Raw genomic sequence first — 15,918 nt, forward strand, 5'->3', positions numbered from 1 at the left:
GAGTTATGCCGGAGGTCGAACGGCGTCAGGGCGCGCTTTAGCGGCGGCGACCACGCAGGAAGCCGAAGAGACCACCGCGGTGGTTATCCTTCGCCTCGGCGCTGGTCGTCTCAGCGCTGGGGCGGTACACCGAATCGTAAGCGGGCATGGTCTGATACTCGGGCTCCTCAGCGGAGGTTTCAGCCTTAGCAGGCTCACCCTCGACAGGCTCATCATTGGCAGGTTCGCCCTCACCGGGCTCAGCCTTCTCAGCAGCTTCTGCGGGCGAAGCTACTTCCTCAGCAGATTCAGCCTTTATAGATTCAGTCTTCACGGGCTCTTCTGCCGCGGCTTCATCCACTACGTTCTTCTCAATCACAGACTTTTCAGCTGCAGAATCCTCAGCTGCAGATTCCTTGCGAGTTGCTTCTTCCTTGACGGATTCAGCCGGTGCAACAGGCTTCTCAGCTGCGCCCTTTTCGTCGGTAGCCTTTTCCTCGGCGACCTTTTCAAGCACAACAGCCTCGGGAATTACAGCGATAGGCTGAATCGAGCCGCCCACAACCGTAGCGGGGTCGATGCCATAAGGCACCACAGCCGCAGGCTGAGGGAATACCACCGGCTTCTGCGCTACGACAGGCTTAGCCTCAGCAGGTGCCGCAGGGGTAGCGGGCTGAGCGGGGGTTGCCGACGCCGCGGGGGTCACCCCAGCATCGTAACCGTAGGATGCGGGAGTGAAGGGGCGCATCGGGGTCCTATCCACTGCCTCTTCCTGCGAGGTGGGCTCAGCAGCTCCCGCCTTCTCAGCGACAGGTTCGGAAGCGGTGCTATCAGCAGCCTGCTCCGCAGGGCGCGAGTAGATGCGCGCGCTGGGGGTCAGGTGCTGTGCGCGGGCGCGCTGAATGCGAGCCTGCTCGATTTCCTCGGGGGTGGGTGCCTCAACGGTGAGAGTTTCAGAGTCGGTCGCCTCGGGCTTCTCCGCGGTTGCGCTCTTCTCGGATGCAGCCGGTGCAGTTGCGGCGGGTGCAAGCTTCTGAGCGGGTTCTTCGACTGCGGGCTTCGGAGCGCTCTTTTCGAAGGTCTTCTCGACCGGCTTCTCAGCCGTCGCCTTATCGGAGGCAGATACAGTCACGCCACCGGGCAGTGCCACGGGTGCGTGCGCCTCATTGGACTGGCGTGCAATCTGAACGGTCTCGTTGATCCACTCGGTCACGGTGGCGAATACATCCGGGTTCAGGGAGTAGAGGCGACGCTGCCCCTCCACGGTCACGGAGACCACATCTGCATCGCGAAGGACTTTCAGGTGCTTCGAAATGGTCGGCTGGCTCATGCCCAGCTTTTCAACCACTGCACCCACCGTGTGGGTTTGCTCAGCGAGAATACGCACAATTCGGCGGCGAGTCGGATCCGCGATGACAGAAAAAACATCAGAATGCATATAGCGATTATGACATATAAAGTGGCGCCTCAAGCTTAGAATGAGGGTGATGCAGAAATTACCTTCAAAAATTCTGAAAGAAGCCTGAGCACTAGCTCAAAATGCAGGATTGAAGGGGATAAAAGCATGAAGTGTCCGTCACATTGTAAGGGTACATATCTGTATCTCTTCTTGGGCATATGCTGATATTTCAACCCACCACAGTATATATACCGTAAAGAGCATATACACTCTTCCGCGCCTCATACAGAAAACCGCCCCTACGCCTTTGCCAAACTCACATATTGAGCGTCCAGCTATCAACACACTACCCCCTTTCAAAGCACCCGGCGCGATACACTAGAAGGCGTCAAAACAGGCACAAATCCGCCGCCCAACACACCAACACCCAGACACCCACTGAAGGAGGCGCATGGGACGCATACTCCGCCGCACCCGGCGCCGACATCACCATCCCCAGGGTCAGCTCAACCGCCGCTGGGACACCCTCAGCGGCACCACATCCGTGCCTCAAAAGCAGCAGGTTCACCGTAGCCGACGCGACCGCCTCGAGGCCGAAAACCTTAGCATCCTCACGAGCGTGCCCGGTATTGACCTCGATCGTCTGCTCGCCCTACGCGACCATGTGAGCGAAACCTCCGAGGTTCAGCGTAAGCGCGCCCCCATGGGGTTCAATCTGCAGACCCTCGAACGGTTCCGTGACTTTATTGACGTGACCGTTCTTGCCTCGCCTTCGCGCACCGCAATCACTGCGTTTCTGCTGGTCATCATCTTCTTTACGCTCACCTTGCTACTGCCCATCTCCTCCAATGATGGGCAGCCCGCGCCTTTCCACCACGCATTTTTTACCTCTACCAGCGCGGTGACCGTGACTGGCCTGACTACCGTCTCCACCGCCGAGCAGTGGTCCACCTTCGGTCAGGCAATGATTCTTGTGGCTTGTCAGGTCGGTGGTTTGGGTACTCTGACCATTACCTCCCTGCTGGCGCTGGCTATCGGCCGTAAGATGGGTCTGCGCACCAAGCTCATCGCACAGGAAGACCTGAACATCAGCCGTCTTGGCGAGGTCGGTGGCATCATCAAGAGCGTCTCCTATGCTTCATTCTCCATCGAGGCAATCATTGCGCTTGTGCTGATTCCTCGTTTCCTGACCCTCGGTGAAGACCCGTTCCAGGCGATCTGGCACAGCATTTTCTACTCCATCTCAGCCTTCAACAATGCAGGCTTCACCCCGCATTCCGACGGCATCGTGCCTTACGGTCATGACCTTTTCCTGCTCGTGCCCATCTGCATTGCCGTGTTCTTGGGCTCGCTTGGTTTCCCTGTTTTCATTGCGATTCAGCGCAACCCCTTCCGCCCCTCACACTGGCAGCTCACCGCAAAACTGACCATGGTCACCACCCTCTTCTTCTTCGGTTTTGGTGCCTTCTTCTGGGGTCTCTTCGAGTGGAACAACCCCGCCACCATCGGCGACTACTCCGCAGGCGACAAGGTTCTGAACGCCATTTTTGCTTCTGTAATGATGCGTTCGGGCGGCTTCAATCTGGTCGACATGAGCAGCATTACCCCCGTCTCCACGCTCCTGACGGACATGCTCATGTTCATTGGCGGTGGCTCCGGCTCGACCGCGGGTGGCGTGAAGGTCACGACCATCGCCGTGATTGCCCTGTCTATCCTTGCTGAGGCGCGAGGCGATCAGAAGGTTGTCGCGTTCAACCGCACCATCCCCGAGTCCTCCCTGCGTATTGCTATCTCCGTGATTGTTATGGGTGCTACCGTGGTAGGTGTCGGCACCGCGTCGATTCTGATTATTAGCGGCGCGGACCTCAAGGAAGTCATTTTCGAGGTCATCTCCGCCTTCGCGACCTGCGGCCTCTCGAATGGTCTCTCCTCCAGCCTGCCGCCGGCGGGTATCTACGTGCTCAGCGGCCTGATGCTCATTGGCCGTGTGGGCACCACAACCGCCGCGACCGGCCTGGCGCTGCGTTCACGCCGCCGCCTCTACAAGTTCCCCGAAGAAAGGCCCACCATTGGCTAGTGCACATAACGCCCCCGTCCTCGTGATTGGTCTGGGACGCTTCGGCTCCGCGGTGGCGGCCCAGCTGCGCCTGCAGAATAAAGAGGTTCTCGCCATCGAGAAGGACCCCGAGCTGGTGCAGAAGTGGTCCGGCGTGCTGACGCACGTGGTCTCCGCCGACGCGACCGATATCGACACCCTGCACCAGTTGGGTGCGGACGATTTCGGTTCCGCCGTGGTGGGTGTGGGTACCTCCGTGGAGGCGTCCGTGCTGATTACCGCGAACCTCGTGGACATTGGTGTGGAGCGTATTTGGGCGAAGGCTATCACCCCCGCGCACGGCAAGATTCTGGAGCGTATTGGCGCGCACCACGTGGTCTACCCGGAGGCGGACGCCGGCCGCCGCGCCGCGCACCTCGTCTCGGGTCGACTGCTGGACTACATTGAGTTTGATGACGACTTCGCGATTGCGAAGATGCGCCCGCCGAAGGAAACCCACGGCTTTACCCTCGCCGAGTCAGATATCCGCTCCAAGTACGGCGTGTCCGTGGTCGGCATTAAGTCCCCCGGTGAGGACTTCACCTACGCGGATGCAACCACCCGTATTCATTCGCGCGACATTCTGATTGTGTCCGGTCAGGTGGATTTGATCGAGCGCTTCGCGGCACGACCCTAAGCGCGTTTTTCCTCGTTGCGGCGGTTATCTTCCCCAGCTCTGCTGGTTTTGATGAACCTGCGTTTAAGGAGCCCGCGATTAGACATAGAAAAGCAAATAGGCATAGAAAAACAGCCTCTTCCCGTTCTGCCGGGAGGAGGCTGTTTTTCTGTAGTTTCAGTTAGTCAGGGAGATGCTACCAGACAGTATTAGTCCTCGCTGGTTAGTCCCCGCTGATTAGCTTCCGCTGATTAGTCCTCGTCAGCGGTGTACAGCTGGCTCATTTCCGCCGAACGTGCCGCACAGGCGCGCATCGCGTCCTCGGTCAGCTGGAAGAGGCCACCGTCCACGAAGGTGTTCAGTGCACGCTCGGTGGTGCCGTTCGGGCTGGTCACGGCGCGGCGCAGGGCGGGCGCATCCGGGTTGGTGTCGAGCAGGAAGCCCGCACCGGCAACGGTTGCGCTGGCAAGTTTGAGGGCGGTGTCTGCGTCCAGGCCGAGCTTCTCACCGGCGGTTGCCATCGCCTCCGCAAGCAGGAACGCGTATGCCGGGCCGGAACCGGAGACGGCGGTGACCGCATCCATCTGGTCTTCGCGGACCTCAACAACCAAGCCGACGGTGCCCAGGATCTCTTCGACGAGCTTCTTCTGTTCGTCCTTCACGCTGTCGGTGGTGGAGATGGCAAGCACGCCCTTGCCCACGGAGGAGGGGGTGTTCGGCATACAGCGAACAATGGGCTGACCTGCGGGAAGGCACTCGGCGAGGGTTTCGAGGGTCACGCCAGCAGCAACGGACACCACAACAGCGTTCGGGGCAAGGGCGGGTGCGATATCACGGGCGAGCTCGACAATGCCGTAGGGCTTCACGCCGAGCAGCACAACGTCCGCGTGGGCGGTTGCCTTGTGGTTGCCGTCAGCTTCGCCGCCGGTGGTGATGATTTCTACCTTGTCGCCGAGGCGCTGGGCGAGGGCGGCACGAGATTCTTCGCTACGTACGGTAGCGCGAATGTGGGCGGGGTCGTGGCCTGCAGCGAGCAGACCTGCGGCGATGGAGCCGTTCATGGAGCCGGTGCCGAGAAAAGCAATAGTTGCGGTCATCGTTGATCCTTCCTAATGGGGTGCCTGCGCCGGGTGCCGGCAGGCGTGCCGCCGGTGTGTTCCGGGGGCTACTGTTCGGTGCGCGGCGGGCGCGTGGAGGCGTACCCTTCCAGCATAGCGGGTGTGGCTACGGGCATGTGACCTGGCTCTGTTTCTTCCGCGTTTTCTGGGCGGCGGCTTCACCTCATGCTCCGCGACCCAATGGGCGGGGCTCCGCTTCTCACGTTCTGGCATGCCGGGGAGGGCGTAATTCTGCGGGCGTAGAATGAAAACAGCTTCACCCGCGGCAGTTTGTGCCGGGCATGAAGCCTCCAACACCACACAGCACGCAACACGCAAATTTTTCTATGTCTTCTCATACTGGTTCTTCCCCGAATTCTTCCTCGAATAGCCCGCAGAACCCTGCGGGTTTCCGTTCTTTTTCGTTTCGCCTCCTACTGGGGCTGACCCTTGCCGCGCTGGTCACGGGCGTGTTCAGCGGTTTGGGTGCGATTGCTCTGCACTATGTGCTGGATTTTATGCAGGAGCTAACTTTCGGTCAGTCTGAGGGGCATCACCCGATGGTGACTGACGGCGCCGATCCGGCGCGTCGTGCCCTGGTTTTGGCGGCGCTGGGCCCGTTTGTGGCGCTGGTCTGGTACTACCTGCAGTCCGGTGGGCGGCATGTGGTCGGCGTGAAGTCGCAGATTGCCGGTGCTACCGAGGAGGACCGCACCCCGTCGCTGTGGCGGCAGATTTCGCATTCGGTGATTCAGATTGTTGCGGTGGGTGCGGGCTCTCCTGTGGGTAAGGAGGTCGCGCCTCGTGAGCTGGGTGCTTTGGCGGCTGGCCGTACCTCGAATCTGCTGGAGCGTCTTGGTTTTGTGGGCGCTGATGGTGCCGCGCTGTTGGGTGTTCGTGAGCGTAGTCTGCTGGTGGCGGCGGGTGCGGCGTCTGGTTTGGCGGCGGTGTATCAGGTGCCGATTGGTGGCGTGGTGTACCTTGTGGAGGCGATGGCTGTTGGTCTGAGCCTGCGGTCGCTGTATGTGGGTGCGGTGACGGTGTGGACGGCGACGGCCACGGCGAATCTGGTGATTGTCAATGAGCCGACGTACCCGGTGCCGCAGCTTCCGTTGGATGCGACGACGCTGACGGTGGCGGCGCTGACGGGTGTGGTGTTGGCTCCGTTGGCGTTGGGTTTTAGGGCGTTGTCGCAGCGTGCGGAGAAGTTGAAGGCGAAGGATCGTTCTCTTCTGTGGCGTATTCCTGTGGCGTTTGCGCTGGTCGCGGTGGTTTCGCTGTGGCTTCCGGAGATTCTGGGTAATGGTCGTCTGCTGACTCAGCACACGTTTAATGTGTCGTTGGATGCGGCGGCGGGCGGCCTGACCGCGGCGGCTGCAGTGTATGTGTTGGCGTTGGCTGTTGCGAAGGCTGCGGTGGTGGTGTTGAGTCTGCGTTTCGGTTCTTATGGCGGTACGTTGACACCGGGTTTGGCGTTGGGTGCGGCGGCCGCGTTTAGCGTTGCGGCGCTGGTGCTGTGGGCGTTCCCGGGTTTGGGTGGGGTGCCGGGTGGTGCGTCGATGGTGTTGTATGCGGCGGCGTTGACGGGTACGGCGGCGTTTTTGGGTATTTCGATGAATGCGCCGCTGTCTGCGCTGACTCTGTTGATTGGTTTGACGGGTCAGGGTACGAGTGCGTGGCTGCCGATGGCGGTTGCGGTGGGCACGGCGGTGCTGACCCGCTGGGCGTGGACACGGGCGTTCGGCGCTAAGAAGTAGGTCCTGACAGGTGGCGGGCGGCCCCGGATGCGTGTGTGCGTCCGGGGCCGTTCTGTTTTGCGGTGCCGAAGAACTGTCTTAAATTTGCTTTGACGGCTTTGAAAGGAATAGCAGATAAATTCCGAAGACGAGCTTAATTGCCGCGTCGATATACGCAATTACCTCTAACGGAATGTTGGTAAAAATATATCCCGCAAACACGTTAATGGCACAGGCGAGACCCAGGTATATCATTGACTTTCCATGCACATAATAGTATGGGAAGAAATGCATCGCGGTTGCCATCAGTGCCCCTAGCCAAATCAGTCTCCAATTTTCAGTTGCGAAGAATGGGCCGCCCAGCAAAACCATTAAGACAAATAATAGAATAACGGCACGTGAAGATACTTTCTTTTGAAATTCGCTCGAAGGGCCATCGGCTAGTCTATTCAGCACCTTCTTGTTCATGTTGATTGAGAAAAAGCTGACGACGTACCCAATGCTGAATACTTGCATATTTATTATTTGTTTTCCTCCAACCAAGGTAGCTATTGCTATAACTGCCGCTACCACGATTAGCCACAGACCGCATGCCCTCTTATAGTTAAATTCTAACTTTTCGTCTTTGTTATAGTTTAGAAAAGTCATCGATACCTCCAATAGCCTTTCGTAGAGTCACTTCTCTTGTTACTTCACTAAATTTTAATATGAAAAATTCTGCAATATATCATATATTACCCAGTCCTTCTGACTATTAATTACATCTCCTATGATTATATCAAAATAGCAATAGGGAATTCGTCAAAAAGCGAAAGAGGCGGGCCCGGATGCGTGTATGCGTCCGGGGCTGCCTGCTTTTTAGACCGAGGTTTTCGATAGGTTAGTGTCTTCGCCGCGAGTCTTTAACCCGCAGTGAAGACACTAACCTATCGACGAAAAGGCAAGGCATAACCCAATAACCAGCTCTCACCTACCTGGCGCAGCCGGAGATTCGGTCATGGGTTACGGATTTGTGCCATAGGTTAGTGTCTTTGGTTGTAGTTAAAAACTATGGCAGAAGACACTAAACCATGGCACAAATTCTGCACGGGTTACAGCCCCATAGCGAGAAGCCACATATGATGTGGCTTCTCGAAACACATGTGGCTTCTCAGGCCTCAATCCCAAAATAAGGATATTACTTAAATCGCCTTATTTTTTCTTTTAATAATTTGGATAGCTTAGTCCATAATTCTCGCTTCGGTTTTTTCTCTTCATCAAGCCCAAAAGCACTGAGGCGATACGTTCCATACATTTTCCATTCCCCGTACTTACTCCAACTAAAGAGGCATAGAACCCAATAAACAGGAAAGAGGTTATAAACAAATAGAATTACCGGAATAATAAATCGCCAAATCGGCCTTTCCCGAAGCGAAAACCCTGGATAATATATCCATTCACGATACTCACTCTTTGAGAAAGCGAAACGTACTCGACGCCTATTCGCGACGTATCTTGAAAAAGAACCAGCTAGCTCTTCTCCCTTTGAGCTAGTCTCTGCGATACGTATTTGAATACAGTGATATTCAGCATCCATTTCTCCATGTTCTACAGAAAGAAGGGTCAAAACATAACCGAAGATATATGCAGTAACCACAAAAGAAAAAACATTAACAAAAAAATCTTGCTTATTTTTTACGTCTTGAAAATACTCAATAAGTATCACAGCTAGCCATATTGCAATAAGAACAGAGAAAATATGTTCAAGAGTCTTCACAGACCTAGATTTAAGCCAGGGCCACAATGTGAAGAAATCGATTTTCTTACCTAGTAGAATTACATAAGGGATGTTCAGAATTCGCTTCTGTACATGAATATCAGGACAGGCAGAAATTACTTTCCGTTCCCATATAGCTCGCTGAAGAGCAGCCTTTCGGGATGCTTTAATTTCTTTGTATTCCTTTTCGGAACCTTCGAAACTATTGCCCCTCTCAAATTCCATGAGATTTTTATATTTCTCAGATGCTTCAACCCATGTTATATAACGAGTTAGCTCTGGTGGTGTTCCTTGTTTGGAAAGCTCAATCTGTTGCGTTGTCCGACGAGCTGTCAGCCAAACGCCGATAATAGCAATCAGCGAAGCAATAACGGTCGCGGAGGCGGGGATAATAGCCTTCCAAATATCCGGATCATGGGTCCAATGCCAGAGATAATCCCAGCTGAATCCTTCAGCTAGCACCTGCTCTAACAGTAGTTGGTTCGTCATCAGTGATTGTTCCTTTCTTACACCTTTGTTTCCCACTTATCACAGAGAAAATTTATTATCTCTGAATTCTTCCAACAATTTTACCCAAAGAAAAATTATATATACTTCAATAGATTATCCATGTTAAGACTTCCCAAATAAATATAAATTCTCAATATACACCTATTAATAGATAAAATTTAATCACATGAAGATAAACTCCTTCCTTCATTCAATCCTTTATCCCCGTGTTCAGATTTATAATCAGAGTAAATTTTTTCAACGTCTAACATCAAATAATAAAAATATGGAATAAGCAAATAATTCGGCTCCTCACTCGGTTCACCACCCGAATTACAGATAGATTCCTTAAACTCTTGCATCATACAAGCTCGAATTTCACACTCGATAGATATCTGCAGAATACACTTAATTTTAAAGAAAAAGATGTATAGAAAAAATATAAGCACAGAATCGATCAAAACTATAGTAATAACTTCATTTCTCCAAACATGGTACTGCGGGTCCACTGTGAAAGCAATGTACAAAAGATACCCAAAAACAGAAGCCACCGGTACGATCAGAATTATTCTTAGTACCCACACATTTAAACCACTAAATCCATAGAAATCGACCCACTCACGAGCTTTCTCTTGTCTCGGAAGGTATTTCATCCTAGACTTATATACCCCTTTATACACGTAATTAACATCCAAGAATAAGAATATTGATTCCCAGGCAAAAATTATAAATATTAGACCTAAATTCCAGTCAGCCCCAATATACTGGAAAGATAAAATTGACGAAACGGCCCCTGAAATACACAAGATGAACAGCAACCCATAAACCATTTTAATAATGGATGTATTCCAAAGAAATCCACTGAGATTGGTTTTAAATCTAAACCCAGAGTATGAATATCGCGATGGAAAGAGAGGATTTCTTCTCTGAGAGTTACCAATAAACTTATCCTTAAGATTTTTTGTGAAATAGCCTTTCTCCGGATAGTTAAAAGCTTCTTCAGCTAAACAGTAAGCCTTTAAGGCGGAGTGATTATCACGAACTACACCCTGGTTATATTTACGAATCTTAGAAACATTATGAATCAAAATATCTGTTTCGCTGTATGTCAACATTAAAGCAGAAGAAATAGTGACCCATGCAAAGAATATAAGAATCCATAAAGGCATTTCTCCATATCTCGATAAATCCATATCTGCTGGCACCATCAACCTGCACCATTCAGGGCACTCTCTAGGTAGAAAAAACCACTCTGGGGCAAATGATTCGCCTTTGAGATACCCAGCAAGAAGACCATGCCAAAAGCTGATTATAAACGCCACAAAAATAATAAATCCGACAATTTTCACAAACTGTCGATATGCGGCACGCCGAGCTTCAGCGTATACACCTTCAGCCCCGTCTGCATATTTCCCAACACTTACATACAGGCTTAAAAGAATACTTGCAATGGATACAATAATACCCACACGAAGATCAAATACATAATATGGGATATTAAAATACGCAGAAATTATCCCATAAGATAAATCAAAAGTTCTATTAGATGAAAAAATAAACGTTGCCCCAATTATTACTAACGGGAAAAGATAAGCAATCGAGACAAGAATAATTAGTACTCCCGGCATCAGAAATACGTTATTCGTAAGCATCTTTTTCCGTTTTTCTTCGTGTTCTTCGCCCCAGGTGTTGTTGACCTCGTCAATAACTTCTTGGATTTTCATCGGTGATTGTTCCTTTCCTACGTCTTTGTCGGTGGGTTATATACAAGAAAAGCGGTGACCCCCGCAGGCCGGTGCCCGTTACGCACCAGCCTGCGGGGTTCATCATCATGTTCTACTCACCCAGGAGGGTCTTCGGGTTGACCGGAGTACCCGTGCCCTCCGCCAGGTGCTCAATACGCTTCAAGATCAGGCCCTCACGCAGCGCCCACGGGCACACGCGCATTGTCTCAACCCCGAACGCCTCCATCGCCGCCTCCGCCGCGATAGCGCCCGCCAGCATCTGCTCCGCACGCGCCTTCGAAACACCCGGCAAATCGCTACGCTCAGACACAGTCATCGCCTCCATGCGACGAGTCCACAGACGCAAATCCTGCAGATGCATCTCACGCTTCACATGCGGGCCCGCCGAATACGGCGCCGCACCGCAAATACGCGCCAACGAACGGAACGTCTTCGACGTACCCACCGTCATATCCGGCGCACCATAACGCAACAGATTCTCCGCCACCGGGGCAATCTGCTCACGCACATACTTACGCAGACGCTTCACCTGCTTCGGGCTCGGCGGCTGCTCATCAAAGAACTCACGCGTCAGACGGCCCGCACCCAACGGCACGCTCATCGCCGCATCCGGCAACGCATTCGTACCCGTCGAAAACTCAAACGAGCCGCCACCAATATCAAAATCAAGGATGCGGCCCGCGCCCCAGCCCTGCCAGCGGCGCACCGCAAAGTACGTAATCGCCGCCTCCTGATCACCCGAAATACCGTTCAGGCTCACGCCGGTCTGCTCACGTACCTGATGCAGCACCGCCGCACCATTACCCGCCTCACGGATAGCGCTCGTGGAGAACGCCAGCAGGTCCTCCGCCTCATTCTCGATCGCGAAGTCCCGGGCGCTAGTCACGAAGCGGGTCAGCGCGTCCGCACCCTTCTGCGAAATATTGCCCTCAGCGTCGAGGTACTGCACGAGCTGCAACGGAATCTTATGGGACGCGTACGGTTCGGGGCGCGCTCCAGGGCTACCGTCAATCAGTAGCAGGTGGACCGTATTCGACCCGACATCCAGAACTCCCAGGCGCACAATGCGCTCCCCTCCCCCGCCCCGCGGCGGGATAGTATCTGTGTGCGGTACCGCAGGTGCGGCGCCTCTCCCAGTCTGTCAGAGGCGCGGCTCACTCCGCAAACAATCCGGGCGGATGCCCAGCATCAGCACAGCGCAAGCCTAAAAACACAGCGCGGGCACAAAAACGCGCCGAACATCCCGAGCACAAACGTTCCCCGGACACCCAAAAGCCCGGGCACGCAAAAGGCGCAGGAGGCGCCCCACCCCGCTAAGGGGTTCGGGACGCATCCTGCGCCTTCAGGTAGAAGAGCTACTCGGCGGTCTTCTTCGCCGCGGTCTTACGAGTGGTCGTCTTCTTCGCGGTAGTAGACTTTGCGGTCGTCTTCTTAGCAGTAGTCTTCTTAGCCGTGGTGGTCTTCTTCGCAGCGGTCTTACGCTTGACCGGGCCCTTCGCGCGCTTGTCAGCAAGCAGCTGCACCGCACGCTCGTGGGTCAGCGACTCGACCGACTCCGCACGCGGAACCGTAATGTTCGTAATACCGTCGGTGATGTACGGGCCAAAGCGGCCGTCCTTCACCACGATCTTCTTCTCGCTGACCGGGTCCACGCCCAGCTCAGCCAGCGGAGGCTTAGCCGCCGCACGACCGCGCTGCTTCGGCTGAGAGTAAATCTCCAGCGCCTGCTCCAGCGTAATCGTGAAGATCTCGTCCTCGCTGCCAATCGAGCGGGAGTCCGTGCCCTTCTTCAGGTACGGGCCAAAGCGGCCGTTCTGCACGGTAATCTCCACGCCCTCAGCGTCGGTACCGAGCACGCGCGGCAGGCTCATCAGCTGCAGTGCCTGCTCCAGGGTCACGGTCGCCAGGTCCATGGACTTGAACAGGGAGGCGGTGCGCGGCTTGGCGGGCTTCGGCTTCTTCTTCGGCTTGGGCTTGCCGTTCTTGTAGTATTCGGTCGGCTGCGCGTCCAGGTACGCCTGAATCTGCTCCTCGGTCATCTCCTCGATCACCTCGGTGACGTAGGGACCGTAGCGACCGTCGCGAGCCACAATCTGGTTGCCGGAAACCGGGTCAACGCCGAGCACACGGCCGTCGGACTTGCCCTGTTCGAGCAGTTCGCGTGCCTTCGCTTCGGTCAGTTCGTCCGGTGCCAGGTCGGCAGGTACATTCGCGCGGACCGGTTCGGTCAGCTCGCCAGTCTCGGTGTCAAGGGTGCCTTCGGCTTCCAGGTAGGGGCCGAACTTGCCCACGCGCAGCACAATGCCGTCCGCAATCGGGATGGAGTTGATGCTGCGGGCGTCAATCTCGCCGAGGTTGTCAACGATGGGCTTTAGGCCGCGCTTGGAGTCGCCGCCGAAGTAGAACTCGTCCAACCACTCGACGCGGGACTCCTCACCGCGCGCGATGCGGTCGAGGTCTTCCTCCATCTGGGCGGTGAACTCGTAGTTCACGTAGGGGCCGAAGCTGGATTCGAGCAGGCGCACCACGGAGAACGCGGTCCAGGAGGGAATCAGCGAACCAGAACGAACGTTCACGTATCCGCGGTCCATGATGGTCGAAATAACCGCCGCGTAGGTGGACGGACGGCCAATGCCCAGCTCGTCCAGGGTCTTCACGAGGGAGGCTTCGGTGTAGCGCGGGGGCGGCAGGGTCTCGTGACCGGCGGGCTCAATCGCCTCTGCGGTCAGAGCCTCGCCGGCGGTCAGGTTCGGCAGGCGTTTCTCGGCATCCTTCGCCTCACGCTCGGCCACGCGGGACGCGTCAACGCCCTCCTCGTAGGCGGCGAGGAAACCGCGGAAGGTGATGACGGTGCCGGATGCGGCGAACTCGGCGTCCTGACCATTGGAGGCCACGGCGCCCAGGCGCACGGAGGCGGTGGAACCGGTCGCGTCGGCCATCTGGGAGGCGACGGTACGCTTCCAGATCAGCTCGTAGAGGCGGAACTCGTCGTTGGACAGGGAGCCGCGCACAGCGTCCGGGGTGCGGAAGGTGTCACCCGCGGGGCGGATTGCCTCGTGGGCTTCCTGTGCGTTCTTGCTCTTGGAGGTGTACACGCGCGGTGCGGAGGGCACGAACTCGGCGCCGTACAGCTCGGAGGCCTGGCGGCGTGCGGCCTTGACGGCCTGATCGCTCAGCGCAACCGAGTCGGTGCGCATGTAGGTGATGTAACCGTTCTCGTACAGGCGCTGCGCAACCTGCATGGTCACGCGAGAGGAGAAGCGCAGCTTACGTGCGGCTTCCTGCTGCAGGGTGGAGGTCGTGAACGGCGCTGCCGGGCGGCGCTTGTACGGCTTGGTCTCGACCGAACGCACCGAGAACGCCGCTGACTGCAGGGCGGCGGCGAGCGCGCGGGCGGCTTCCTCGTTCAGGTGGGTGACCTTGGAGGAGCTGAGGGTGCCGTCGTCAGCGAAGTCCTTGCCGGTGGCGATGCGGTTGCCGTCCACGGCGACGAGCTTGGCGTCGAAGCCCTCGGAGGTCGCGTTCAGGAAGCGGCCGGACAGGTCCCAGTAGTTGGCGGCGACGAAGGCCATGCGTTCGCGTTCGCGCTCAACCACGAGGCGGGTCGCGACGGACTGCACGCGGCCTGCAGAGAGGCCGCGACCGACCTTGCGCCAGAGCACGGGGGAAATTTCGTAACCGTAGATACGGTCGAGGATGCGGCGGGTCTCCTGCGCATCGACCAGGTGCAGGTCGATGTCGCGCAGTTCGCCGAAGGCACGCTGGATGGCTTCCCGGGTGATTTCGGGGAAGGTCATGCGGTAGACGGGCACCTTGGGCTTGAGGACTTCCTTCAGGTGCCACGCGATGGCCTCACCCTCGCGGTCACCATCGGTTGCCAGGTAGAGCGCGTCGACCTCTTTGAGCTTGCGCTTGAGCTCGGTAACCTTCTTCTTTTTGTCGGGGTTGACCACATAGTAGGGTTCGAAGCCGTCTTCAACGTCGACCGCGAACTTGCCGTAGGGCCCCTTCTTGAGGTTTTCGGGCAGCTCGGAGGGCTGCGGAAGGTCACGGATATGACCCATGGACGAGTCGACCAGGTAGTCCTCGCCGAGGTAGCCGCTAATGGTCTTGACCTTGGAGGGGGACTCCACGATTAGCAGGGCTTTTCCATTCTTGGCCTGAGCGGGCACGGCACTCCTCTATCTATGTGTTGTCGCTACGTATTCAACCATAACCCACACGAACGCCCGGTCCGGGCGGTCGGGGCGGTTCAATACGATGGGTGAGGTGTTTCGTTGAGCGATTAGTGTGTTGGACTCCCGGAGCGGGGGTCGAGGTTGCGCCCCGCACCGTGTGTGCGCTGAGACGCGGTGGTCGCAGGGTACTCGCTCCATCATACGGTACCGGTGGACTGATTGGTGCACGGGGCACCCGTTGACGTGCTCACCGGGGATCCTGCGGGGCCGCGTTTTCCGGGGTGTGGACGCTAACCGCTAGCTGGTGAGGGTATCAGAGTCGGGGTGGGTGCCGTCCAGGTATGCGGGCAGTAGCGGGTATTCGCGGCCGTACACGGTCTGCGGCGCGATGCGCACCCACTGCATTTCGTGCGTGTCGGAGTCCGGCAGGTCGAAGGTGCGCACGATCTGCGGGGTCATCTCGGGCGGGAGCCAGTGGGCGACGCCGACCACGATGACCGAGCGGATGCCGTCCTCGAGGGTTTCGTCGATTTCGAAGGCGACGCGGCGGCTGACCACCACGGAGGAGAACTTATTGCCGCGGGTGGTGCGGATGTAAATTTCCTGGTTGGCCACGGCGTAGAGCACGGGGAGCACGTCGACGTGCTGCCCGTCGGTCATGACGAGTCGGCCGAGGGTGTTCGCGTGCAGGCGCTCCCAGCATTTCTCGGCGCTGATGCTTTCATCGGGGTAGAGATTGCTCATGCTCTACAGTGTATGCGATGGGGTGGGCGCTCTTGCGCAGATGACGGTTTTGGTCAGTGGGTGGGTCGGGGCCGTGTCATTGCG

At 56.3% G+C, this 15,918-nt stretch carries 11 protein-coding genes; 3 read left to right on the forward strand and 8 right to left on the reverse strand.

All coding sequences use genetic code 11. The features are described from left to right. Positions 1-37 precede the first annotated feature (37 nt). Positions 38-1,417 (reverse strand): ArsR/SmtB family transcription factor, encoded by a 1,380-nt coding sequence (locus tag HMPREF2879_RS04440; RefSeq protein ID WP_070634897.1) that lies wholly within the window; start codon positions 1,415-1,417, stop codon positions 38-40. A 412-nt stretch (positions 1,418-1,829) separates the two neighbouring features. On the opposite strand from HMPREF2879_RS04440, the gene HMPREF2879_RS04445 reads away from it, so the two are divergent. After that, entirely contained in the window at positions 1,830-3,455 is a 1,626-nt protein-coding gene (locus HMPREF2879_RS04445) for a TrkH family potassium uptake protein (RefSeq protein ID WP_070634898.1), read from the forward strand. After that, a complete protein-coding gene (locus HMPREF2879_RS04450; protein ID WP_005504725.1) occupies positions 3,448-4,110 on the forward strand; it encodes a potassium channel family protein in 663 nt (220 codons plus the stop codon). Before HMPREF2879_RS04445 ends, HMPREF2879_RS04450 begins: the two co-directional genes overlap by 8 nt. A gap of 230 nt (positions 4,111-4,340) precedes the next feature. Here the strand turns inward: HMPREF2879_RS04450 and proC are convergent, their stop codons facing one another. Continuing rightward, positions 4,341-5,186: a pyrroline-5-carboxylate reductase gene (gene proC, locus HMPREF2879_RS04455; protein ID WP_070634899.1), complete on the reverse strand. Its 846-nt coding sequence runs from the start codon at positions 5,184-5,186 to the stop codon at positions 4,341-4,343. Positions 5,187-5,533: 347 nt separating this feature from the next. On the opposite strand from proC, the gene HMPREF2879_RS04460 reads away from it, so the two are divergent. Beyond that, on the forward strand, positions 5,534-6,943 hold the full coding sequence (locus tag HMPREF2879_RS04460; RefSeq protein WP_070634900.1) for a chloride channel protein: 1,410 nt from the start codon (positions 5,534-5,536) through the stop codon (positions 6,941-6,943). Between the two features lie 78 nt (positions 6,944-7,021). Here HMPREF2879_RS04460 and HMPREF2879_RS04465 read toward each other — a convergent pair whose 3' ends face one another. The 6 genes from HMPREF2879_RS04465 to HMPREF2879_RS04490 form a co-directional block, all read right to left on the reverse strand. Continuing rightward, positions 7,022-7,570, reverse strand: a complete 549-nt coding sequence (locus HMPREF2879_RS04465) for a DUF6609 family protein (protein ID WP_070634901.1) — start codon at positions 7,568-7,570, stop codon at positions 7,022-7,024. Positions 7,571-8,099: 529 nt separating this feature from the next. Further along, complete coding sequence (locus HMPREF2879_RS04470) at positions 8,100-9,167, reverse strand: hypothetical protein (RefSeq protein WP_070634902.1); 1,068 nt, start codon at positions 9,165-9,167, stop codon at positions 8,100-8,102. Between the two features lie 179 nt (positions 9,168-9,346). Then, positions 9,347-10,891: a hypothetical protein gene (locus HMPREF2879_RS04475; protein ID WP_070634903.1), complete on the reverse strand. Its 1,545-nt coding sequence runs from the start codon at positions 10,889-10,891 to the stop codon at positions 9,347-9,349. A gap of 112 nt (positions 10,892-11,003) precedes the next feature. Further along, positions 11,004-11,975, reverse strand: coding sequence for a Ppx/GppA family phosphatase (locus HMPREF2879_RS04480; protein ID WP_070634904.1), 972 nt, complete (start codon positions 11,973-11,975; stop codon positions 11,004-11,006). A gap of 292 nt (positions 11,976-12,267) precedes the next feature. Beyond that, positions 12,268-15,084 carry a type I DNA topoisomerase gene (gene topA, locus HMPREF2879_RS04485; RefSeq protein ID WP_049346902.1) on the reverse strand — a complete coding sequence of 939 codons (2,817 nt, stop codon included), beginning with the start codon at positions 15,082-15,084 and terminating at the stop codon, positions 12,268-12,270. A gap of 303 nt (positions 15,085-15,387) precedes the next feature. Next, on the reverse strand, positions 15,388-15,834 hold the full coding sequence (locus tag HMPREF2879_RS04490; RefSeq protein WP_070634905.1) for a pyridoxamine 5'-phosphate oxidase family protein: 447 nt from the start codon (positions 15,832-15,834) through the stop codon (positions 15,388-15,390). Positions 15,835-15,918 lie beyond the last annotated feature (84 nt).

This window comes from Rothia sp. HMSC069C04 (genome assembly GCF_001812895.1).
Taxonomy (GTDB): Bacteria; Actinomycetota; Actinomycetes; order Actinomycetales; family Micrococcaceae; genus Rothia.

Coding starts and splice junctions, on each gene's coding strand:
- HMPREF2879_RS04465 (WP_070634901.1), bottom strand. CDS start 7,570: ATGACTTTTCTAAACTATAACAAAGACGAAAAGTTAGAATTTAACTAT.
- HMPREF2879_RS04470 (WP_070634902.1), bottom strand. CDS start 9,167: ATGACGAACCAACTACTGTTAGAGCAGGTGCTAGCTGAAGGATTCAGC.
- HMPREF2879_RS04490 (WP_070634905.1), bottom strand. CDS start 15,834: ATGAGCAATCTCTACCCCGATGAAAGCATCAGCGCCGAGAAATGCTGG.
- proC (WP_070634899.1), bottom strand. CDS start 5,186: ATGACCGCAACTATTGCTTTTCTCGGCACCGGCTCCATGAACGGCTCC.
- HMPREF2879_RS04475 (WP_070634903.1), bottom strand. CDS start 10,891: ATGAAAATCCAAGAAGTTATTGACGAGGTCAACAACACCTGGGGCGAA.
- HMPREF2879_RS04445 (WP_070634898.1), top strand. CDS start 1,830: ATGGGACGCATACTCCGCCGCACCCGGCGCCGACATCACCATCCCCAG.
- HMPREF2879_RS04460 (WP_070634900.1), top strand. CDS start 5,534: ATGTCTTCTCATACTGGTTCTTCCCCGAATTCTTCCTCGAATAGCCCG.
- HMPREF2879_RS04440 (WP_070634897.1), bottom strand. CDS start 1,417: ATGCATTCTGATGTTTTTTCTGTCATCGCGGATCCGACTCGCCGCCGA.